Origin of the sequence: Methylobacterium sp. Leaf125, assembly GCF_001423085.1 — a bacterium.
GTDB lineage: Bacteria > Pseudomonadota > Alphaproteobacteria > Rhizobiales > Beijerinckiaceae > Methylobacterium.
The window spans coordinates 631213-651909 of record NZ_LMNU01000012.1 but is presented as its reverse complement, the minus strand read 5'-3'; the positions used below and the strand labels follow the sequence as shown (position 1 = coordinate 651909).

Sequence of the window (20697 nt, the reverse complement as noted above, 5' to 3'; positions counted from 1 at the left end):
GTGTCCCAAACCCGCAGGCACGGCCTGCACTTAGGGGGTGGAGACCGTGGGGGCCAGGGTGGACGTCCACCGGCTATGTGGCGCGTCCGACACGGCTTCCGGAAATCCGCCGCATTGCCGTCAAAGGTCTGTTAACCGCGCCCGGGCCATCCCTTAGCCATTGGTAGCGCGTAGAAGCTGGTGGGTCGGGCAACGATGCGGCTGTGGAACGGGACTGCCCCGGCACGTCAGAACGAGCGTGCGCCGCTGACCGCTTGGCGCGCCGGATTGCGGCGCGGCGCGGCGGTCGCCGTGCTGTCCGCCCTGGCGGCCTGCTCGGGCACCACGGATTTCTATCCGACCAAGGGCGATGCCAAGCCCCATCCCGGCGTCGCGCGGGCCAAGCAGCACCCGGTCCAGGGCATCGACATCTCGAAGTGGCAGGGGCCCGTCGATTGGATGTCGGTGCGCGCGGCCGGCACCCAGTTCGCCTTCATCAAGGCGACCGAGGGGGGCGACCACGTCGATGAGCGGTTCCGCACGAACTGGGACGGGGCCGCGCAGGCCGGCGTGCCGCGGGGCGCCTATCACTTCGTGTTCTGGTGCCGCTCGCCGCAGGACCAGATGGCCTGGTTCAAGAAGAACGTCCCCAACGACCCGACCGCCCTCCCCCCCGTGCTCGACGTGGAGTGGAACGGCCATTCGCAGCTCTGCCCGAAGAAGCTGCCCAAGGCCCAGGCCCTGTCGATGATCCGCTACATGCTCGACGAGATGGAGCGCTACACCGGCAAGCGGCCGATCATCTACACCGACATCACCTTCCACAAGGACGTCCTCGAGGACGAACTGCCGGACTACCCGCACTGGGTCCGCTCCACGGCCGCCGAGCCGGAGCAGCGCTACGTCAAGCGCAAGTGGATGCTGTGGCAGTTTACCTCCACCGGGCGGGTGCCGGGTGTGCGCGGCGACGTCGACCGCAACGCCTTCTACGGCACCCCCGCCGAGTGGGCCTCGTTCCTGTCGACGGATTGCGATCCGCGCGAGCACCGCAACCTCGCCGACCGTGGCCTCTGCACGGACAAGTGAGGCCCAGAGGCAAGGGGCGCCGGTCGTGTCCCGTCGACGCGCGATGCCCCAGCCTCTGCCCCGGGACCGGGGCGCCCGTCAGGCACCCGCGTTCATCACGGTCGCCATCACCGTTCCATAGTGACAGGCCGTGGCGGCGAGCACGAACGCGTGCCAGATCGCATTCTGGTACGGCAGGCTGCGCCAGACGTGGAAGATCACTCCGAGGGAGTAGAGGATGCCGCCGAACGCGAGCATCCAGAGCGCATCGCTGCTGAGCCGGCCGATCACCGCGTCGTAGGCGACGACCCCGCTCCAGCCGAGGGTGAGGTAGAGCCCGATCGACGCCCGATCGTAGCGGCCGGGCAGAAGCAGCTTGAGGGCGATGCCGATCGCCGCCACCAGCCAGACCGTGCCGAGCAGGCTCCAGGCCGGGAGACCCTCACCGACCAGGGCCACCAGGGGCGTGTAGGTGCCGGCGATCATCAGGTAGATCAGGGCGTGGTCGGCCCGCCGCAGCAGCCACTTGCGCCGCGAGACCGGCCACATGTTGTAGGTGGCCGAGACGCCGAGCATCGAGACGAGGCCGGCCGCGTAGATCGTGACGCCGGCGCGCTCGAGAAGCGAGAGCGGCGAAAGCGCGGCGATCACCACGATGGCGATGGCACCCGCGACGCCGAGGGCGACACCCACGACGTGCACGGCGCCATCCGCCAGGATTTCTTTCCGGGTATAGTTCCAGGTCACTCCCGATGGGCGTCCGTCGTCCGCTAAAAGCATCGCCGACCTCCGGTATTTCCGTAGAGGCTACGCTTCAACCTGTTGCCGCGTTCCCCGCGACAACTACCGAGTTGGAGCCATCAACAGGAATCTCTTCGGGCGAGGACTAGCCCGGAAGGATGTGCGGATAGCGGTTGGCGATGGCGACGGCCCAGACGGCGCCGAGCAATCCCGTCAGGCCGAGGGCCAGCCAAGCATGCTTGCCGTGGCGGCGCGTCGCAGGGGTCGGGTTCGGACGGGCGGCGGGGGGTATCCGGGTCTCGGGGGTGGTCCGCTCGGATGCGGGCGTGCGCCGGGTCTCGGTATCCTGCATGCAGGGATCGTCCTCTCGCGGTTCAGGGGCGTCAGACACAGGGAGGCCGTGGGCCTCGGGTTGCGTCGTGACGGGGGTCGAACGTGCGGGGACCAGAGTGGTTCGTTGCGGTGCGGTCGCGATGTGGTGATCCGCACATGGCGGGCCGCGACAGCGGACGGGGCACCGGCGCGAGGCGCCGAGCCGGTCGCGTGCTCGCGCGCTCCGCCCGATCAGGCCGCCGTGTCGATCACGCCGTCCTTCCGGTCAGAGATTCATAGCCGAAGGGGGTCGACGGGCGCCCGAGGGGCGCCGCGACGTCGGAATGGGCCGCCCGTCGGGCATGAACCGTTGCCATCGTCAGCACCGCCATGGCGAAGACCTGATGGGCGAGCGCGGCCCAGAGGGGTACGGCCAGCAACAGGGTGGTGATGCCAAGGACGGCCTGGGTGAGGACGAGGGCGGCGATGCCGGTCGCCCGGCGCGCCATGCCGGAGCCCGGGCGCGCCCGGCGGGCATCGAACGCATGAACGAAGGCGACCGCCAGGAGCAGGTAGGCGGTGAGGCGGTGGTTCAGCTGCACCAGGGCGAGGTTGTCGACGAAATTCTCGATCCAGGGCGTTGCGGCGAAGAGGTCCGCGACCGGAGGGATGAGGTGCCCGTCCATGGTCGGCCAGGTGTTGTAGAGGAGGCCGGCCTTCGAGCCCGCCACGAGACCGCCGAGGAAGATCTGCACGACGACGAGGGCCATGATAGCCATCGCCGTCCGGCGCAGGCGGGATGGATCGGCTTCGACGGCGGTGTCCGGCGCCCGCAATCCGGCCGCGAGCCAGACTAGGCCAGCCAGGATCAGGCTCGCGGTGGTGAGATGCAGGGCGAGCTTGAGGGGCGCCACGGCCGTCATGCCGGGCTGCAGGCCGGAGGCGACCATGATCCAGCCGATCGCGCCCTGGAGTCCGCCCAGGACGCCGAGCCCGAGGAGGCCGAGGCCGAGGCGCCGGGTCAGGGCGCCGCGCCACCAGAACCAGAGCAGCGGCAGGAAGAAGACCAGGCCGACGACACGGCCCAGGAGGCGGTGGCCCCATTCCCAGGCGTACAGGACCTTGAAGTCCGACAGCCCCATGCCCTGGTTCAGGATACGGTACTGGGGCGTATCGCGGTATTTCTCGAACTCCGCCGCCCAGGCCTCGGGCGAGACGGGCGGGATCGCCCCGGTGACCGGCCGCCACTCGGTGATGGAGAGCCCGGAACCGGTGAGGCGCGTGGCGCCGCCGACGGCCACCATGCCGACGACGAGGGCGGCCAGGACGTAGAGCCAGATCCGCACGCCCCGTTGTTCGGGAAACACGCCGGTCGCCTGTTCGCCTGCTCGCACCACGTCGTTCCTCGCATCCCGCACGGGCGCCGGACGGCGCGCCTCGGATGGATGCGGGTTAAGCGAGGTAGGCGCTGTGGGCAACGCTCAGCGACGACGCACCGCCGGGGGCCAGGGTCTCGGCATCCAGGTCGCGCTGGCGGCTGAGCGACAGCATCTCGAGCACGGCGATGACGATCCAGGGCCCCGCGATCCCGATGAAGAACGACATGCCTGCGAATCCTCCTGCGCGCCGCGCGCCACACCGAGAATAGGTGACGCACGGGGTTCGGCAAGACGAAACGCTGCCGTCAGAGGACGGTGCGCGCCAGCTTCCAGACCAGGAAGGCCAGGACGCCCGCGCCCAGGCAGCGCCGCCAGGGATTCACGCCGCGCACGATCTCGTCGACGGCCCACCACGCCAGGGCTGCCGCACCGAGCACGCGAAGGTAGGGGCCGATCCGGCCGCCGGGGCCGTCGAGCCACCCGAGCACCGCGCAGCCGATGAAGATCAGCAGCGGGGCGTTCGGCCATTGCCCGATGGTGATCGCACCGGTTCGCCGGTTGCGAAAGAACCAGTCGATCGCGTTCAGGTCGGCACCCCGCTCTCGGCCTTGCGGGCCGGGGCGCAGATCTGCGGCGACACCTTGTCGAGATGCTCGCAGGCATTGCGCAGGTACCAGGCCCGCAGCTCGGGCTGGCCCGGGGCCACGTACATGCCGACGAGCACGAAGGCGACCGCGCCGACGATGATGAGGGTGAGAAGACTACGCATCGGGGCAACTCCCAGGAGCGGTCTGGCGCCCCTTCCGACCACCCTGCCGTCCGGGCGATCCCCGGATCGGGTGAGCCCTGGACAAAGAAACAGCCCGCGCGCCGATCACGGCATGCAGGCTGTGTAAGCTTGGGAGGATCGAGAGGCTGTTGAGACCTGCCTGACAACGGGCGGATCCCGCCGGGGTTCCCGCCCTCGCAATCGGAAAAAAGCGTCAGGCCGCCTCGAACAGCGGCACGATCCGCATCCCCGGCACCAGGACGAGCCCCTTGTCGGTGATGCGGATCTCCGGGATCACCGAGAGCGGGATCAGGTTGAAGCCCATATACGGGATGGTGCAGCCCGCCCGCATCCAGGCCTCCTTCAGCACCCGCACCTCCTCGGCCACGGCGGTGACGCGCTTGTCCGAGAGCAGCCCCGCCACCGGCAGCGGCACCAGGGCGACCACGGCTCCGTCCTCGACCACGCAGACACCGCCCTGGATCGCGCTGAGCGCAGCGAGGGCGACGCGCATGTCGGCCTCGTTCAGACCCGCGACGATGACATTGTGCGAATCGTGGCCGACGCTGCTCGCCACCGCGCCCCGCTTCAGCCCGAAGGCCCGCAGCAGCCCGTGGGCGACGTTGCCGGCGCGGCCGTGGCGCTCGATCACCGTCACGAAACAGAGGTCGTTGGCCGCCAGCGTCGCGGGCCAGTCGGGCCCGGGCACGAGGTCGACGACCTCGTGGGTGAGCTCGATGCCCGGCAGCGTGGTGCGGATCGCGTTGATCCGACAGGGGCCCGTCGGGAGGTCCGGGGTCAGGGCCGGCAGCGGATCGGGCAGGTGCATGGTGGCGTAGGCCGGTGCCGGATAGCGGTAGGGACGCGAGAGGGCGGCGTCGAGCAGGGGCGTGATCCGGCGGTTCTCCACCACCAGCGCGCCGCCGTACCAGGTGGACTGGGGGACGAGGTCGTCGTCGAGGAGGACGAGGTCGGCCCGGCGCCCGCCGCCGAAGCCGCCGATCTCGCCGTCGAGGCCGTAGCGGGTGGCGGGGTGCAGCGAGCCCATCGACCAGGCCTGGACCTTCGGAATGCCCATGCGCACCGCCTCGCGCACGACCCAGTCGAGGCCGAAGGCGAGGAGGTCCTGCGCGTCGCGATCGTCGGTGCAGACACAGATCCTCTTGGCCGCGGCGCCGTAGTCCAGGATGGTGCCGATGGCTTTCGGCAGGCTGTGCCAGGGCGTGGTCGGCGGGCCGCCGCGGAGGTAGATCCAGACGCCGGCCTCCAGCAGGTCGTCGGCGATGTCGCGATCGATCGCCTCATGGGTATCGGTGACACCGCTGGCGGCGTAGGCCGCCACGAAGTCGCGTCCGTAGATATGCCCCGAGACCGGGCGTCCGCGCTCCAGGGCGGCCCGGATGATGGCGTGGGCACGGGGATCGCCCTCGCAGACCGCGACGAAGTCCATCTTCTCGCCGAGGCCGATCGCCTCCGGCCAGGCATCGAACAGGCCGGCGATCTTGGCGGCATCGAGGTCGCCGCCCGCGGTCTCCAGCTCGGGCGAGGTCGCCGGCACCGTGCTGGGCACCGTGAGGTAGATGTTCAGGGGCGCCGCGCGGGCATCCTCCAGCATCCAGGCGATGCCGTCGGTGTCGAGGACGTTGCCGATCTCGTGGCTGTCGCAGACGATCGTGGTGGTGCCGTTGAGGAGCGCGGCCTCGGCATAGGCACAGGCCGTGACCATGCTGCTCTCGATGTGCAGGTGCGGGTCGACGAGGCCCGGGGCCAGGAGGCCCCCGCCGAGGTCGTGCCGCGGCGCGCCGCCCCGGTAGGTTCCGGCCGGCTTCACCGCCGCGATCCGCCCGCCGGCGATCCAGACTTCGCGATCCGGCAGGATGCGCTCCGAGTAGGTCGAGAGCAGGCGGGCGCCGGTGAGGACACGGTCGGGCTCCGCCCGGCCCGAGGCCACCGCGGAGAGGTGTCGCGTCATCCGGCTCAACGGTTCGACGGAGAAGCGCGTCAGCGGTCGCGTGTCGGTCATGCGATCTCCCGGGTCCTGGGACTTGGCGTGCACCGGCGCCGCTCTGCCGGCCCAGCCGCCTCGGCGGCGCACGCATCGTGCCAGACGGCGGGGGTGCCGGACAGGCGCCGCGGCTCGGCGAACAAGCGCCGCGGCTCGGCGAACAGGCGCCGCGGCCCGGCGAAACGGGTTGCCAAGCGGGAGCGGTGGCACCATCTAGGAGGCACACCGATCGCGACCCCGCGTCGCTCGATCGGAGACGGCCACGAGGCCGGGCCTGGGTGACGCCGGATGTACGCGCACCTGCCCCGCCCATTCGTGGCTGTCGGCGTCTCTTCCCCACCCCTGCAGTTCGAGCATCGTCCCGTCATGGCCAAGCGTACCAAGTCGAAACCGCAGGAGCGTGGCTCCGTCCTGTTCGACGTCGTCTATGACGACGAGTCCCGCGCCTCCAACCGGCGCGTCCCCATGGAGATCCTCGGCGGCCTCGACGGCGACGAGCCGGCCCGCCAGCTCATCGAGGATCAGGACCGTGCCATCTCGGAGAAGTCCGGCCGGCCCCTGCGGGCGATCCGCAGCCTGACCCGCTCGCCCGCCCGCGTCTCCACGGCCACGGACGAGTAGGCCCGCGCCGCGCCGGCCTGTGGCTCGGGGCCGGCGAGGCCCCGCCTCAGGCCGGCTTGAGCAACCCGCCTCAGGCCTTCTTGAGGAATTCGGCCCGCAGCACGAGGCCCTTCACCTTCTCGGCGTTGCACTCGATCTCGGACGGGTCGTCGGTCAAGCGGATGTTCTTGATCAGCGTGCCGCGTTTCAGGGTCGTCGAGGTGCCCTTCACCTTCAGGTCCTTGATCAGCGTCACCGCATCGCCCTCGGCGAGCTTGGTGCCGTTCGCGTCCCGGGTCTCGTCCATGGTCCGCGCCCTCAGTTCTCGGGACGCATGTAGGGCCGGCCGGCATCCACCAGGGCCCGGTCCACGGCCTCGATCGCGAGGAGGATCCGGGTGAGATCCTCGGCTGCCGAGGGGGCCGCGACCTCGCTGCTGCCGATCCGGCGGGCGAGCGCACCGCGCTGACGGGCCAGGCTGTCCCGCGCCCGGTTCATCTGGTCGATCTCTTCCGCCGTCATGCTGTGCTCCCCTGAACGGCCCGGCAGGGCCGCGGGAGCGATGCGACCTTTGGGAGCCGAACGCAAGACGCCGTCGTCCCGCGGGGTCCGTCCTCAGAACAGGGCGCCCTGCGCATCCTCGTCGCTGGAACGCGGCTGCTCGGCGGACGGCGCCGATCGCTCCGCCTCGCCCCCCTGCGGTCGGGCCAGGGGTTCGATCAGGTCCGGCGCGTCGATGCGGGCGTTGTTGACCCGCGCGCTGACGGGATCGAGGGTGAGCCAGTCGTCGGCACAGGGACGACACAGCCTCATCGCCTCGTCCGGCTCCGTGCCGCGTGTGTCGAGCCAGGGGCCGATCTGATCCGGCGCCAGGATCACGGGCATACGGTCGTGCACGGCGGCCATGGTGCCGTTGGCATCGGTGGTGACGATGGCGGCGGTGTCGACCTCCGAGCCGTCGGCGCCGAGCCAGTCCTCCCAGAGGCCCGCGAGTGCCATCGGCGCCCGGTCGGCACGGCGGATCATGAAGGGGGTCTTCGTTGCCGCCTTGCCCGTTCCTTCCCGGCGCCACTCGTAGAAGCCGTCGGCGAGGAAGACGCAGCGGCGGTGGCGCAGGGCGCCGCGGAAGGTCGGCTTCTCCCGCAGGGTTTCGGACCGGGCGTTGATGACGAGGGGGAAGTCCTTCGGGTCCTTGACCCAGCTCGGCCAGAAGCCCCAGCGCACCAGCCGGAACTGGCGTCGGCCGCCCGCGGACAAGACCACCGGTACCGGCTGCGTCGGTGCCACGTTGTACCGGGGCGGAAAGTTCGGCACCTCGGGATAGCCGTAGAAGGCCCGGAAGATCTCCGGGGCCTGGGCGATGAAGAAGCGTCCACACATCCGCGGACGATCCGCAAATTCGACCCGATGGGCAAGGGACTCGTGCGGCGCGAGGGGCCTGCCGGGGCCGATGGGTCGGCGGGCCGCGGGTCCTGGGGTCGAGGCGCCCGGGAGAGGGATCCCCCGGGGTGTGACGCCGGTCTCAGGCGGCGCGGACGCTCGCGAGGAAGCGGCCGACCTCCTGGCCGAGATGGTCGGACTGGCGCGAGAGGGCCGAGGCGGAGGCGAGGACCTGGCTCGCCGCGGCACCGGTCTCCTCGGCCGCCCCCGCCACACCGGCGATGTTGGCCGTGACCTCGCCCGTACCGGTAGAGGCCTGCGCGACGTTGCGGACGATCTCCTGGGTCGCCGCGCCCTGCTCCTCGACGGCCGCCGCGATGGTGGTCGCCACGGCGCTGATCTCGTCGATCCGTCCACGGATGGCGTCGATGGCATGCACGCTCTCGGCGGTGGCGCCCTGGATCCGGGCGATCTGCGTGCTGATCTCGTCGGTGGCCCGGGCCGTCTGCCCGGCGAGTTCCTTCACCTCCGTCGCCACCACGGCGAAGCCGCGCCCCGCTTCGCCGGCGCGGGCCGCCTCGATGGTGGCGTTGAGCGCCAGGAGGTTGGTCTGGCCTGCGATGTCGGAGATCAGCTTGACCACGTCGCCGATCCGCGCCGTCGCGCCGCTGAGTTCCTGCACCAGGGCGGCGGTTGTGCCGGCCTCGCGCACGGCGGCGCTGGCGAGCTCGGCCGAGCCCTGAACCTGGCGGCCGATCTCCTGCACGGAGGAGCCGAGCTCCTCGGCCGCCGCCGCCACCGTCTCGACGTTCGAGGCTGCCTCCTCGGCGGCGGCCGCCACCGATATGGAACGCCCGGCGGTCTCGCTCGCGGTGCCGCTCATGGCCTGGGCGGTGGCCTGCAACTCGCCCGCGGCCTTGCCCACGGAGGCGACGATGCCGCCCACGGCACGTTCGAAGCCATCGGCCATCTCCTGCATCGCCCGTCGGCGCTGGGCCTCGGCCCCGGCCCGGGCCAAGGCGGTGTCGTCCTCCAGGGCCTTCATGCGGACCAGGCTCTCCTTGAAGACCTGGACGGCGTCGGCGATGCGGCCGATCTCGGTGCCGGTGCCCTGGTGCGGGACCGTGACGGCGAGATCGCCGGCGGTGAGCGCCGTCATGGGACGCACGACCGAGTCGATGCCGCGGGTGACGCTGCGGATGATCAGGGTCGCCAGCAGGACCGCGAGCACGACAGCCAGGGCGAGGGCCGCCAGAGCGATCGCTTGCGTCCGGGCCGTGAGGGCGACGCCCTCCGCCTCGGCCTGCGCAGCACCCGCGTCGTTGATCTCGATGAGCTTCTCCAGGGCGGTGGAGGCCCGCCGCCGCGGCTCGACGCCGTCGGAGAGGTAGAGTTTGTAGGCCTCGCCCTTCGGGGCCGTGTGCGCGGTGGAGACGATCCGGTCCGCCATGCCGAAGAAGGTGGTGACCTCCCGCTGGAAGGCCTGGAAATGGCCACGCTCCGCGTCCGAACTGATCAGGCGCTCGTAGGATTTCGACAGGGCCCCGATCTGCTCGCGCCGCTTGGTCATGTCGGCTTCGATCTTGGCTTGGTCGGCGGCATCCGTGGTCTGCGTCACGCGCAGCAGGCTCGTGGTGTAACGGGCCAGGGCGACGTCGATGCGACCGCTCGCCTGCACGCTCGGGAGCCAATTGGTCTGGACGGCGGTCAGTAGATCATTGATCCGTCCGACACCGGACATTCCGAGCCAGCCGATTGCAACGATGAAAACTGTAATGATCGCGAAGCTGGCTACCAACCGAGTGCGGATGGTCATGGTCTTCAAGGTCATGGAACCGCTCCAAGAGCATGCATCCGCCTTCCGGATCATGCCAAGCGCGGTTACATTGCATGAGCATCCTTAACAGGTTGCATCGAATACTCGCTACAGCCAGCGTTTCCAGCGGAAGAAAACGTACGGTAGCACGGCCGCGACGACCATCATGACGACCGCCATCGGGTATCCGAACCCCCAATCCAGTTCGGGCATGGCCTTGAAGTTCATGCCGTAGATCGAGGCGATCAGGGTCGGCGGCATGAAGACCACCGCCATGACCGAGAACAGCTTGATGATGTTGTTCTGCTCCAGGTTCACCAGCCCGAGGGTGGCGTCGAGGAGGAACTGGATCTTCGAGGACAGGAAGGTGGCGTGCTCCTCCAGGGACTGCAGGTCGCGCAGGGTGGAGCGGACGTCCTCGCGCAGTTCGCGCGGTGCCTTGGCGGTGCGGTAGGTCGCCGAGAGGGAGAGCAGGATGCGCTCCATCGAGACCAGGCTCTCGCGCTGCTTCGAGATGAGGTCGCCGTGGCGCCCAAGGGCCCGGAGGGTGTCCTGCAGGGCGGTATTGCGGGCGCTCGGGTCCTCCTTCTCCTCGAAGATCTTGCCGGAGAGGCGATCGATGCGCTCGCCCTGGAGCTGGAGCACGTCGGCCGCGCGGTCGATCACCGTCTCGATCAACCCGGCCAGGATGGTCTCGCCCGAGGGCACCGCCGACGGGCCGTTGCCCGTGGAGCGGCCGGCCCGCTGGGTATACATCCGGAAGGCCTGCGGCTCCTCGTAGCGCACCGTCACGAGGCGGTTGCCGCGCAGGATGAAGGTGATGCCGGCGAGGCCCGGCTCCTCGGACTCGCTGACCTTGCTCAGCACCCGGCCGGTCATGTAGCGCGCCCCGTCCTCGACGTAGAGGAGTTCGGAGGGCTCGATGTCCTTCATCTCCTCGCGGGTCGGCACCGAGATGCCCATGAAGACCTCGACCTTCAGGTCCTCCTCCCGGCTCGGCCGCACCATGTCGAGCCAGACGGTGTCGTCGGGGATCGGCTCCTGCAATTCGAGGGAACGGCGCTCGAGCAGGGTCTGCCCGGCGCCGGCGACCGGCTGGTGGATGAAGATCACGCGGGATGTCTCAGGCGAAGGCCCCGGGAGGCGGTGTGCTCGCATCCGGCACGAAGAAGTCCGGCGCAAGAGGGATGCCGGGTGTGACGCGGTATTTTGAAAAGTCCGTGACACCCTGCTCCGCCAGGAAGCTGTCGTCGATGAGGAAGCGGCCGGACACCGCCCGGGCGGGCAGGCAGAACAGCGCGTGGGCGGCATCGGCCAGGATCTCGGGCGTACGGCTCGCCTGCATCAGCGCCTCGCCGCCCAGCAGGTTCTTCACCGCCGCCGTGGCGATGGTGGTGCGAGGCCAGAGGGCGTTCACCGCGATGCCCTGGCGCCGCAACTCGCCGGCGAGCCCGAGCACGCAGAGCGACATGCCGTACTTGGCGATGGAATAGGCCAGGTGCGGGGCGAACCACTGCTCGGTCATGTCGAGGGGCGGCGAGAGCATGACGATGTGCGGGTTCTCGGCCTTGGCGAGATGCGGGATCGCGTACTTGCTGACCATGTAGGTCCCGCGCGTGTTGATGCCGTGCATCAGGTCGAAGCGCTTCATCTCGGTCTCGGGCGTCCGGGTCAGCGAGATCGCGCTGGCGTTGTTCACCACGATGTCGATGCCGCCGAAGGTCTCGGCCGTGCGGGCGATCGCCGAGGCGACGCTGTCCTCGTCGCGGACATCCACCAGGAGCGGCAGGGCCCGGCCGCCCGCCGCCTCGACGGCGGCGGCGGCGGTGTGGATCGTGCCCTCCAGCTTCGGATGCGGCGTGTCCGTCTTGGCGGCGATGGCGATGTTCGCGCCGTCGCGGGCCGCCCGCAGGGCGATCGCGAGGCCGATTCCGCGGGAGGCCCCGGTGATGAACAGGGTCTTACCGTTCAGCGATCCGCTCATGTCTCAGGTCTCCTCGGCGTTGATCTGGAACCGGGGCGGCTGCGTGCCGTCCGCATCGGTGAAGCCGTACGCGGCGGCAAGATCGCCCGCATGGAGGATCTGCCCGGCCCGGGCCGCGACCGCGGGGTCGGCGGCCAGGGCGGCGAGGGCCCGGCCGGCATAGAGCGGGCTCTCCGTCGCCCGGTCGGCGTGGCCGATGTCGATGGCGCGCTCGGTGCGCACGAAGCCGGGCGAGAGGCCCAGCGCCGTGACGCCGTGCGGCGCCAGTTCCTGGGCGCAGGCGAAGGCGAGCCGGTTCGTGGCCGCCTTGGTCAGGTCGTAGAAGATGTCGCCGAGATAGCCCGGCGCGGTGTCGAAGGAGACGAAGGCGACGAGCCCGGATCTCGCCGAGACCATCGCGGGGGCGATGGCGCGGGCGAGCAGCAGGGCCGGATAGGGGCCGCTCCCGAAGAACTCCGAGAACGGCTCGGCCGAGCGGCGCCAGAACGGCGTGCCCCAGGCGGCACCGTCGGTGTAGCGCTCGCCGTCATAGCCCTCGTTGCCGCCCCACACGCTGGCGACGGCGACGTCGATGCGCCCGAACCGGCGCAGGATCCAATGGACCAACGCGTCCACCGCGCGCTCGCTGGTGTGGTCGCAGAGATAGTGGTGGCCCTCGCCCCCGGCGGCATCGACGGCGCGGGCCGTATCCTCCACGACCTCCGGCCGTCCCTCCGTGCGCGGCCCCGTCTCGCTGGACCGGGCCGTGACGATGACGGTGGCGCCCGCCTCGCCCAGGCCCCGGGCGATCCCCCGCCCCACCCCGCGTGAGGCTCCGGCCACGAGGCAGATCTTTCCGCGCAGATCGGGGTTCGGCGCGAGAACCGGGCCCGCACTCACGCCGGTTTGGCCCGGCCGAGAAAGCGCGCGAAGGCCGCCTGGGCTTCGGGCGCCCGCAGGCGCTCCTCGAAGGCGACGGCCTCGGCCTCGAGGGCGGCTTCCAGGGCGGCCTGGTCACCGCGGATCAGCGCCCGCGTCGCCTGCACGGCCCCCCGCGGAAGCCCGGCGAGGCGCGCACCCTGGGCCTGGGCATGCTCGAGGAGCAGGCCGGCCGGCATCACCGCGTTGACGAGGCCGAGGCCGAGCGCGTCGTCGGCGTCGAAGCCCTGGCTGAGGAGCAGCATCTCGGTGGCCTTCAGGAGCCCGACCCGGCGCGGGAGCAGGTAGCTCGACGCCGCCTCCGGTACGAGGCCGAGCTCTACGAAGGGCATGCGGAAGCGGGCGGCCGGGCTGGCATAGACGAGGTCGCAATGCAGGGTCAGCGTCGTGCCGATCCCCACCGCGATCCCGTCCACGGCCGCGATCATCGGCGTGCGGGTGCGGGCGAGCTGGCGGATGAACTGCAGGGCGGGCGCCTCGCGGAACGGCTTGCCGGCGCCCGCGACGAAGTCGGCGAGGTCGTTGCCGGCGCTGAAGGCGCCCGGCACCCCGGCGAACACCACGGCCCCGATCGCATCCTGCTCGTCAGCCTCCGCCAGGGCGGCGCGCATGGCATCGTACATGGCGCCCGTCAGCGCGTTCTTCTTCTCAGGCCGATCGATGCGGATGAGGCGGACGCCGTCGGCCGTATCCGCGATGGCGATGTGCTCGCTCATGGTGCCCTCCCCCCGATGATGGTCGATCGTTGCGCGGCGGCCTGTCCGCAGGCCGCCCTCCTCAGCTCGCCAGGGCGAGCGCGGCGTCCTCGGTGAAGTACCCGCCCGCTAGGATGCTCGCCTCCAGCCCCTCGGCCGCGGTGAGCAGGTTGTCGGCGAAGAAGCGCGCCAGGGCGATCCGGCCGGCATGGGCCGGGTCGGTCTCCCCCGCCTTCAGTGCGGCGTTGGCGGCGAGCGCCTGGCGGCCGAGGCAGGCGCCGCCCTGGACGAGGCCGAACAGGCGCAGGTAGGGCGTCGCCCCGGCCAGCGCCGCCTCGGGCCGGTTCGAAGCCAGCACCTTGAGCTGGAAGCTCGTCGCCCGGTCCAGGCTCGCGATCCCCGCCCGCAGCCGGGCGCCGATGTTGCCGAAGGCCGGGTCGGGATCCTTGAGGAAGCCCTCGGCGGTCCGGCGCAGGCTGGCGATCTGTGCCCGCACCGTGGCGCCCCCGTTCAGCGGGAGCTTGCGCGCAACGAGGTCGATGGCCTGGATGCCGTTGGTGCCCTCGTAGATGCCGAGGATGCGGGCGTCGCGCATGTGCTGCGCGGCGCCGGTCTCCTCCACGAAGCCCATGCCGCCATGCACCTGGACGCCCAGCGAGGTCACCTCGTTGGCGATGTCGGTGGAGAAGGCCTTGGCGACGGGGGTCAGCAGGGAGGCGCGGTCGTGAGCCGCCTGCCCCTCCGGGCCCTCCGCTGCGTCCAGGGCCGCGGCGGTGAGGTAGCAGATGCCGCGGGCGGCCTGGGTGAAGGCCTTCATGGTCAGCAGCATGCGCTGCACGTCCGCATGGGCGAGGATGGGGCTCGTCTCGGGGGCGCCCGGGGCCTTGCCCTGGCGCCGGTCGCGGGCATAGCCCAGCGCCTGCTGGTAGGCGCGCTCCGCGATGCCGACACCCTGCAGGCCGACATTGAGCCGGGCCGAGTTCATCATCGTGAACATGCAGGCGAGGCCACGATTCTCTTCACCGATGAGCCAGCCGATGGCGCCACCGTCGTCGCCGAAGGCCATGGAGCAGGTGGGGGAGCCGTGGATGCCGAGCTTGTGCTCGATGCCGGAGCAACGCAGGTCGTTGCGGCTGCCGTCCGGCAACACCTTCGGGACGAGGAACAGCGAGATGCCGCGGGTGCCGGCCGGCGCATCCTTGAGCCGGGCCAGCACGAGGTGGACGATGTTGTCGGTCAGGTCGTGCTCGCCGTAGGTGATGTAGATCTTGGCGCCGACGATGCCGTAGCGGCCGTCCCCGAGGGGCTCGGCGCGGCTGCGCAAGAGGGCCAGATCGGAGCCGGCCTGCGGCTCGGTCAGGTTCATGGTCGCGGTCCATTCCCCCGAGACCAGCTTGTCGAGGTAGCGCGTCTTGAGGTCGGCCGAGCCGTGCTGGGCCAGGGCCTCGATGCCGCCCGCCGTGAGGAGCGGACAGAGACCGAAGGCGATGCTGGCCGCATTCCACATCTCGTTGCAGGCGGCGTTGAGCACGAGGGGCAGGCCCTGCCCACCATGATCGGGGTCGGCGCTGAGGCCGTTCCAGCCGCCCGCGATCCAGGTCTGGTAGGCCTCGCGCCAGCCCGGCGGCGTCGTGATGGCACCGTCCCTGAGCGGCGTGCCGTGACGGTCGCCCACCCGGTTGAGGGGGGCGATGACGGATTCGGCGACCTTGCCGGCCTCGGCCAGGACCGCTTCCGCGTCGTCGACGGCGAGGTCGCCATGCAGGCCGGCCGCCAGGGCTGCGTCGAGCCCGGCCACGTGGCGCAGGGCGAACAGCATGTCAGCCACCGGAGCGCGATAGGTCATGATGCTTCCTCCCGCGCCTTGATTGTATCGACGCGTGTCGCCCCGTGTTTGACGCATGGCCCGGCCGGGCGCTAGGCCCAAGGCTCTCCCCGGCAAAGGGGTGCCAGCGCAGATAGTTTAGATATGAACGATCTCGGGTCAATCCCCGACGATGCGATCCCGGCCATAACGACCGCCTGGCTGTCCGAGGCGGCCGACGGGATCGCGGCGGCCGCTTCGCTGCTCCGAGCCGGGCAGGTCGTGGCCTTCCCCACCGAGACGGTCTACGGCCTCGGGGCCGATGCCACCGATCCGGGGGCGGTGGCACGAATCTTTGCCGCCAAGCAGCGGCCGCGCTTCAACCCGCTGATCGCGCATCTCGCCGACACGGCGTCGGCCTTCGCCGAGGGCGTCTTCGATGAGGCGGCGCGCAGCCTCGCCGAAGCGTTCTGGCCCGGTCCCCTGACCCTGGTGGTGCCGGCCGCTCCGGACTGCCGCGTCTGCGACCTCGCGCGGGCCGGCCTGCCGAGCGTCGCCCTGCGGGTGCCGGCGCCCGCCCTGACCCGGGCCCTGCTGGCGCGGGTCGGTCGGCCCGTCGCCGCGCCCTCCGCCAACCGTTCGGGACGCGTCAGCCCGACCAGCGCCGACCACGTCCTGGCGGATCTCGAGGGCCGGATCGCCGCCGTGCTGGATGGCGGCGAGACGCCGGTCGGGGTCGAATCCAGCGTGATTGCCTGCCTCGGCGGGCCGCCCCGGCTGCTGCGGCCGGGCGGTCTCACGCGGGAAGCGCTGGAGGCGCGCCTCGGCTACGCCCTGGCCGGTCCGGAGAGCGGGGACACCGCCCATCCGGTCGGTCCCGGACTGCTCGCGTCCCACTACGCCCCTCGGGCGCAAGTCCGCCTTGAGGCGACCTCCGCTTCATCGGACGAGGCGGTGTTGCTGTTCGGTCCGGAAACCCTTCCGGGAGCGGATGCCGCGCGGGCGCGCCTCAACCTCAGTCCCGCGGGCGATCTCGCCGAAGCCGCGGCTCACCTGTTTTCCGCCCTGCGCCAACTCGACGGCGTCGGAGCGCGGGTGATCGCGGTGGCATCCATTCCCGAGCGCGGTCTGGGCGAAGCCATCAACGACCGGCTTCGGAGAGCCGCGGCGCCGCGCTAAGTTTTTTCTGAGATTCGTTGGAACCAAGCTGCCGGGGGCGTGTTCACCCTGTACGAAGGCCAGTTCAGCCCCCAATGGCCTTTTCCCTTCTCGGGCTCGGAGCAATCCGAGCCTTTTTTCTTGTTCGATCATCCCGTGTGGCCGCTGATCGTGCCCGAGGCGTCCTGAAAGTCGCGGTCAGGGGATGCAGGAGCCCCGGTCAGGCGATCTCCAGAATCTCGCTCTCGTGTCCGTTCACCTCGACAACGTCGCCGACGACCTTGCCGGTCAGCGCGCGCGCCATCGGTGAGACGTAGGAGATCGTGCCCTTGGCCGGATCGGACTCGTCTTCGCCCACGATCCGGTAGGTTCGGCGGCTGTCGTCCTCGGCCAGGATCGTCACCGTCGAGCCGAAGCGGACCACGTCGCCCGGTTCCGCCTCCACCAGCTGCGCCGAGCTGCGTCGCGCGGTCCAGTAAGCCAGGTCGCGGTTCACCCGGGCGACGTCGGCCTGGGCCTCGGGCGTCAGGGCCGAGAACGCGGCCTGGAGGCGCGCGACCTCAGCCTCGATCTGGGCCAGGCCCTCCGGAGTGACGAAATTCGCGTGCGGCGAGAGCGTGCGTTCGGGAAGATCCTCGAACACCGCCTCACCCTCACGCTCGCGAACGAATGCTTGGCTCATGGAAGTCGAAACGCCCGGCTCCTGCCCGACGTTCCGTGAAGCTTAGGCGACCTCGACCACCGTCCGTCCGCGGACCCGACCTTCGAGGATCGCCTGCGCCACCGTATCGACGCCGGGTAGCGGCACCGTCTGGGTCATCGCCGCAAGCTTGTCGTGATCGAGGTCCCGGGCTAGCCGGTCCCAGGCCGCCCGGCGCTTTGGTTGCGGCGTCGTCACGCTGTTGATGCCGAGCAACGAGACTCCGCGCAGGATGAAGGGAGCGACCGAGGTCGGCAGGTCCATGCCCTGCGCCAGTCCGCAGGCCGCGACCGCGCCATCCGCCTTCGTTCCCGCCAGAACGTTGGCGAGGGTGACCGATCCGACGGCATCGATGGCCGCCACCCAGCGCTCCTTGGCCAGGGGTTTGCCGGGCTGGCTCAGTTCCGCGCGGTCGAGGATCTCGGAGGCGCCGAGGCCGCGCAGGTAGTCGGCTTCCGCATCGCGACCGGTGGAGGCGATGACGTGCCAGCCGGCCCGCGCCAGCAGGGCCACCGCCACGGATCCGACCCCGCCGGAGGCCCCGGTGACCAGAACCGGCCCCTGGGCGGGGGCCACGCCGTGATGGTCGAGCGCCATCAGGCAGAGCATCGCGGTATAGCCGGCGGTGCCGATCGCCATGGCCTGGGCGGCGCTCAGGCCCTTGGGGAGCGGTACGAGCCAGTCGCCCTTGACCCGTGCGCGCTGCGCGTAGGCGCCGAGATGGGTCTCGCCGACGCCCCAGCCGGTGAGAACCACCGCGTCGCCCGCCTTGTAGTCGGGATGGTCCGAACTCTCGACGATGCCGGCGAAATCGATGCCGGGGATCATGGGGAAGCGCCGCACCACCGGTGATTGGCCGGTCATCGCCAGCCCGTCCTTGTAGTTCACCGTGGAGTGGGTGATCCGGACCGTGACGTCGCCGGGCATCAGGTCGGCGTCGTCGAAATCCTTGAAGGTGAGCGATTGCCCCGTCTCGGTCTTCTCGACGACCCAAGCCTTGAACTGACCCATGGCATACCTCCGCTGACCGGTCTGAGGTGTGGCACGGACGGTCCGAATCAAGCGGCCCCGGACGCGGTGGGCCTCCGGGGCCGGAGATGGGGCCGTGCCGAAGGGCTCAGTAGCCGTCGTAGATGCTGCCCGAGGAGAAGCCGAGGCCGACGCCGATATCGGCCGAACTGGCCCCCGTGACGCCGAAGGCGTCCGGGATCGAGCCGACGGCGAGGCTGGGGCCGAAGGCACCCGGATAGCCGCCCTGGCCGTAATTGGCCGGCACCCAGCCCGACCGGGCGGGCTGCACCAGCACCCGGCGGCGGACGCTGGCGTATTGCGGCGGGATGGTCTCCGGAACTGTCTGCGCGGGCTGCACGAGGACGCGGCGGCGGCGGACGGCGTATTGCGGCGGCACGTCCACCCAGCACCCGATCAACGCGCCATAGGCATCCCGACGGGTCTGCCAAACCCGGCCGCCGGGCGCCACGAGAACGCGCTCCGAGACGGTCTCGTAGACGGGGGGAATGGTGCGGTAGACGGTCTCGGCCGGGCGGACGAGGACCTGCTCGGAGACCGCGCCGTAAACCGGAGGGGTGTTGACGTGGCGGTAGCACTCGGCGCCACCGCAGCCGCCGGCCTGGGCGGAAGACAGGGTGATGACGGCGCCGGCGATGGCGGCGAGACTGATACGGACTGCGACCGGCGTGGTCATGACGGGTTCCTCGGCTCGAGACGCTGTACAGGACGAAATGGCGCGCGAAGTCCGCGCGCATCTCGACGTTCCAGAGGCCGCCAAGTTGCCGCTCGATCAAGCTGTATCGAGACTCAAGGTAAAATTAACCCAAGCTTAGGACTACTTAGAAGTTTCACTGCTTAGGTAAAAACGCAGGGAACTGCTTAGAAAATCAGGTCTGACCGCGCTTGAGCTGGTAGAAGATGTGCCGTCCGATGACGTCCATCTTCTTCAAGCGTCGCGACCAGCTAGGTTTCACGTAATCCGCATGGTAATGGGTCGCCCCCCCGACTTCGCTGAGGTAGGTGCGCCCGTCGATGACCGCGCTGGCGATCCGGGTGGCGGTCTGCCAGGACGGCCCGTCTGCGATGCGCAGGGACTTGCCTTCGCAGGCGAAGGAAAACTGGCAGCCCATGTAGCGGTGACGGTTCTGATAGACGACGCCGCAGACGTTGCTGGGATAGAGGCCGCTCTTCACCCGATTGAGGACGACCTGGGCGACGGCCGCCTGGCCCTCCTCGGATTCGCTGCGCGCCTCGAAGTACACGGCCTCGGCCAGGCAGCGCTGCTCGCGGTCCATGGCGTCGGGCCCGATCAGGTCGGCGTAGCGGTGGCGTGCGACGTCCGGGGGCGCCGCCGCACCCGGCGTGGCGCCATCCACCTGGGATCCCCGCGGCGACAGGCCCGGGAAGACGAGGCTCGCCGCGGCGATCTCGATCGGGGTCGCGTCGGCCGGGGCCGGGGTGGTCGAAGAGAGCGCCTCCGCGCGGGGAATGGCGGGGGTCGCCCCGTCCTCCACGACGATCACCGATCCGTCCCCCTCTCCGCTCGGATCAAGGCCGAGATCCGGCGCGGGCACGAAGCCGGCATCGAGGTCGGGATTCCAGGCGGCCGAACCGGCCTGCAGCAATCCGCTCGCGGGCTCGGAGAGGCTGGTCCTGACGACCAGAGCATCGCCCCGGCCCTCGATCCCGGACAAGCCTTCGGGGGTGCCGCGGCTGTAGACCCGGTGCGGGGCGTGCGAGCGAGTCTCGGTTCCGGCGAGGCGGGCGCCCGGCGAGGCCGTCGCCAGGAGACGGTCCGTGCCCGTCGCCCGTCCGACGGCACCCGGCGCCATGTCCGTACCCGCCGTAGCGGTAAAGGAGACGAGCAGGCCGATACCGGCCGCCCAGGGAGTCATCGCAGCGCTGAGCCAGCGCAGATGCGACGCGCGCCGTACCTGTTTCCTACCCACGCAACCGACTCGCACCAGGATGCCAAACGCTCAGACCGCCGGTCCCGGGAGGACACCGAACGGCCGTTGCGTTCAACTATCGTGCGGTATGGTTGCGGAGCGGTTAAGCCCGGCGGTCAGAGGGCGCCAGGGCGCCCATGCATCGCCGCCAAGGTGCCGACCAGCGTCGAGAGGCTCGAGCGTCCGCTCTCCTGGGCACCCGCGATCCGCTCGGCATCGGCTCCGCTCTGCGTGGCGATGGCGAAGACGAACAGCGCAACGGTGGCAAGGCCGCCGAGGCCTGCCACGACCCAGAGATAGGCCTGCTGCATCACGCGGGGCAGCGGGACGGCGACGGGATTTTCATTGAGAAACAGGGGGGGTGGGCTGGTGTCGTTCATGCCGGCGATCCCACGCGTTGGCTGCCGCCCCTGTGAGCAGGGTTGCCTGCGC

At 70.5% G+C, this 20697-nt stretch carries 24 protein-coding genes; 3 read left to right on the top strand and 21 right to left on the bottom strand.

What is annotated here, in order from left to right:
- Window positions 1–195: 195 nt before the first annotated feature.
- The gene (locus tag ASF58_RS14130; protein WP_055953202.1) at window positions 196–1065 is read left to right on the top strand and encodes a GH25 family lysozyme; all 870 of its coding nucleotides are present in this window, start codon (window positions 196–198) and stop codon (window positions 1063–1065) included.
- 78 nt (window positions 1066–1143) lie between these two features.
- On the opposite strand, the gene ASF58_RS14125 is transcribed toward ASF58_RS14130, so the two are convergent.
- The 7 genes from ASF58_RS14125 to ASF58_RS14100 form a co-directional block, all read right to left on the bottom strand.
- Entirely contained in the window at window positions 1144–1824 is a 681-nt protein-coding gene (locus ASF58_RS14125) for a hemolysin III family protein (RefSeq protein ID WP_055953199.1), read from the bottom strand.
- A 106-nt stretch (window positions 1825–1930) separates the two neighbouring features.
- The gene (locus ASF58_RS14120; RefSeq protein ID WP_055953196.1) at window positions 1931–2137 is read right to left on the bottom strand and encodes a hypothetical protein; all 207 of its coding nucleotides are present in this window, start codon (window positions 2135–2137) and stop codon (window positions 1931–1933) included.
- Window positions 2138–2366: 229 nt separating this feature from the next.
- Entirely contained in the window at window positions 2367–3491 is a 1125-nt protein-coding gene (locus ASF58_RS14115) for a COX15/CtaA family protein (protein ID WP_244477321.1), read from the bottom strand.
- A gap of 58 nt (window positions 3492–3549) precedes the next feature.
- Window positions 3550–3702 carry a hypothetical protein gene (locus ASF58_RS25870; protein WP_156375676.1) on the bottom strand — a complete coding sequence of 51 codons (153 nt, stop codon included), beginning with the start codon at window positions 3700–3702 and terminating at the stop codon, window positions 3550–3552.
- Between the two features lie 79 nt (window positions 3703–3781).
- The gene (locus ASF58_RS27620; RefSeq protein WP_348271592.1) at window positions 3782–3964 is read right to left on the bottom strand and encodes a hypothetical protein; all 183 of its coding nucleotides are present in this window, start codon (window positions 3962–3964) and stop codon (window positions 3782–3784) included.
- Between the two features lie 95 nt (window positions 3965–4059).
- Window positions 4060–4245: a hypothetical protein gene (locus tag ASF58_RS14105; protein ID WP_055953187.1), complete on the bottom strand. Its 186-nt coding sequence runs from the start codon at window positions 4243–4245 to the stop codon at window positions 4060–4062.
- Window positions 4246–4459: 214 nt separating this feature from the next.
- Window positions 4460–6268 (bottom strand): adenine deaminase C-terminal domain-containing protein, encoded by a 1809-nt coding sequence (locus ASF58_RS14100; RefSeq protein ID WP_055953184.1) that lies wholly within the window; start codon window positions 6266–6268, stop codon window positions 4460–4462.
- A 348-nt stretch (window positions 6269–6616) separates the two neighbouring features.
- Between ASF58_RS14100 and ASF58_RS14095 the strand changes: the two genes are divergently transcribed.
- Complete coding sequence (locus ASF58_RS14095) at window positions 6617–6871, top strand: hypothetical protein (RefSeq protein ID WP_055953825.1); 255 nt, start codon at window positions 6617–6619, stop codon at window positions 6869–6871.
- A 70-nt stretch (window positions 6872–6941) separates the two neighbouring features.
- Here ASF58_RS14095 and ASF58_RS14090 read toward each other — a convergent pair whose 3' ends face one another.
- The 9 genes from ASF58_RS14090 to ASF58_RS14050 all read right to left on the bottom strand — a co-directional run bounded on the left by ASF58_RS14090 (window position 6942) and on the right by ASF58_RS14050 (window position 15489).
- Window positions 6942–7157 (bottom strand): alkylphosphonate utilization protein, encoded by a 216-nt coding sequence (locus tag ASF58_RS14090; protein ID WP_055953181.1) that lies wholly within the window; start codon window positions 7155–7157, stop codon window positions 6942–6944.
- Between the two features lie 11 nt (window positions 7158–7168).
- Window positions 7169–7372: a hypothetical protein gene (locus ASF58_RS14085; RefSeq protein ID WP_055953178.1), complete on the bottom strand. Its 204-nt coding sequence runs from the start codon at window positions 7370–7372 to the stop codon at window positions 7169–7171.
- Between the two features lie 93 nt (window positions 7373–7465).
- Window positions 7466–8230 carry an SOS response-associated peptidase gene (locus ASF58_RS14080; protein WP_055953175.1) on the bottom strand — a complete coding sequence of 255 codons (765 nt, stop codon included), beginning with the start codon at window positions 8228–8230 and terminating at the stop codon, window positions 7466–7468.
- 142 nt (window positions 8231–8372) lie between these two features.
- Window positions 8373–10061 (bottom strand): methyl-accepting chemotaxis protein, encoded by a 1689-nt coding sequence (locus ASF58_RS14075; protein WP_055953172.1) that lies wholly within the window; start codon window positions 10059–10061, stop codon window positions 8373–8375.
- Between the two features lie 93 nt (window positions 10062–10154).
- Entirely contained in the window at window positions 10155–11159 is a 1005-nt protein-coding gene (locus tag ASF58_RS14070) for a magnesium transporter CorA family protein (RefSeq protein ID WP_055953169.1), read from the bottom strand.
- A gap of 10 nt (window positions 11160–11169) precedes the next feature.
- Window positions 11170–12030 (bottom strand): NAD(P)-dependent oxidoreductase, encoded by an 861-nt coding sequence (locus ASF58_RS14065; RefSeq protein ID WP_055953166.1) that lies wholly within the window; start codon window positions 12028–12030, stop codon window positions 11170–11172.
- 3 nt (window positions 12031–12033) lie between these two features.
- Window positions 12034–12852 (bottom strand): SDR family NAD(P)-dependent oxidoreductase, encoded by an 819-nt coding sequence (locus ASF58_RS14060; RefSeq protein ID WP_055953822.1) that lies wholly within the window; start codon window positions 12850–12852, stop codon window positions 12034–12036.
- Between the two features lie 53 nt (window positions 12853–12905).
- Window positions 12906–13664, bottom strand: a complete 759-nt coding sequence (locus ASF58_RS14055; protein WP_055953163.1) for an enoyl-CoA hydratase-related protein — start codon at window positions 13662–13664, stop codon at window positions 12906–12908.
- A gap of 61 nt (window positions 13665–13725) precedes the next feature.
- Entirely contained in the window at window positions 13726–15489 is a 1764-nt protein-coding gene (locus ASF58_RS14050; protein WP_055953160.1) for an acyl-CoA dehydrogenase, read from the bottom strand.
- Between the two features lie 123 nt (window positions 15490–15612).
- Here ASF58_RS14050 and ASF58_RS14045 point away from each other — a divergent pair, with 123 nt between their 5' ends.
- Window positions 15613–16626: an L-threonylcarbamoyladenylate synthase gene (locus ASF58_RS14045; protein ID WP_055953157.1), complete on the top strand. Its 1014-nt coding sequence runs from the start codon at window positions 15613–15615 to the stop codon at window positions 16624–16626.
- A 199-nt stretch (window positions 16627–16825) separates the two neighbouring features.
- On the opposite strand, the gene greA is transcribed toward ASF58_RS14045, so the two are convergent.
- From greA to ASF58_RS14020, 5 genes are all read right to left on the bottom strand, one after another.
- Window positions 16826–17287 (bottom strand): transcription elongation factor GreA, encoded by a 462-nt coding sequence (gene greA, locus ASF58_RS14040; RefSeq protein WP_055953154.1) that lies wholly within the window; start codon window positions 17285–17287, stop codon window positions 16826–16828.
- 42 nt (window positions 17288–17329) lie between these two features.
- Complete coding sequence (locus tag ASF58_RS14035; protein WP_055953150.1) at window positions 17330–18316, bottom strand: MDR family oxidoreductase; 987 nt, start codon at window positions 18314–18316, stop codon at window positions 17330–17332.
- Window positions 18317–18422: 106 nt separating this feature from the next.
- Complete coding sequence (locus tag ASF58_RS14030; protein ID WP_055953147.1) at window positions 18423–19010, bottom strand: hypothetical protein; 588 nt, start codon at window positions 19008–19010, stop codon at window positions 18423–18425.
- Window positions 19011–19203: 193 nt separating this feature from the next.
- The gene (locus tag ASF58_RS14025) at window positions 19204–20211 is read right to left on the bottom strand and encodes a cell wall hydrolase (protein ID WP_055953145.1); all 1008 of its coding nucleotides are present in this window, start codon (window positions 20209–20211) and stop codon (window positions 19204–19206) included.
- 170 nt (window positions 20212–20381) lie between these two features.
- A complete protein-coding gene (locus ASF58_RS14020) occupies window positions 20382–20645 on the bottom strand; it encodes a hypothetical protein (RefSeq protein ID WP_055953142.1) in 264 nt (87 codons plus the stop codon).
- Window positions 20646–20697 lie beyond the last annotated feature (52 nt).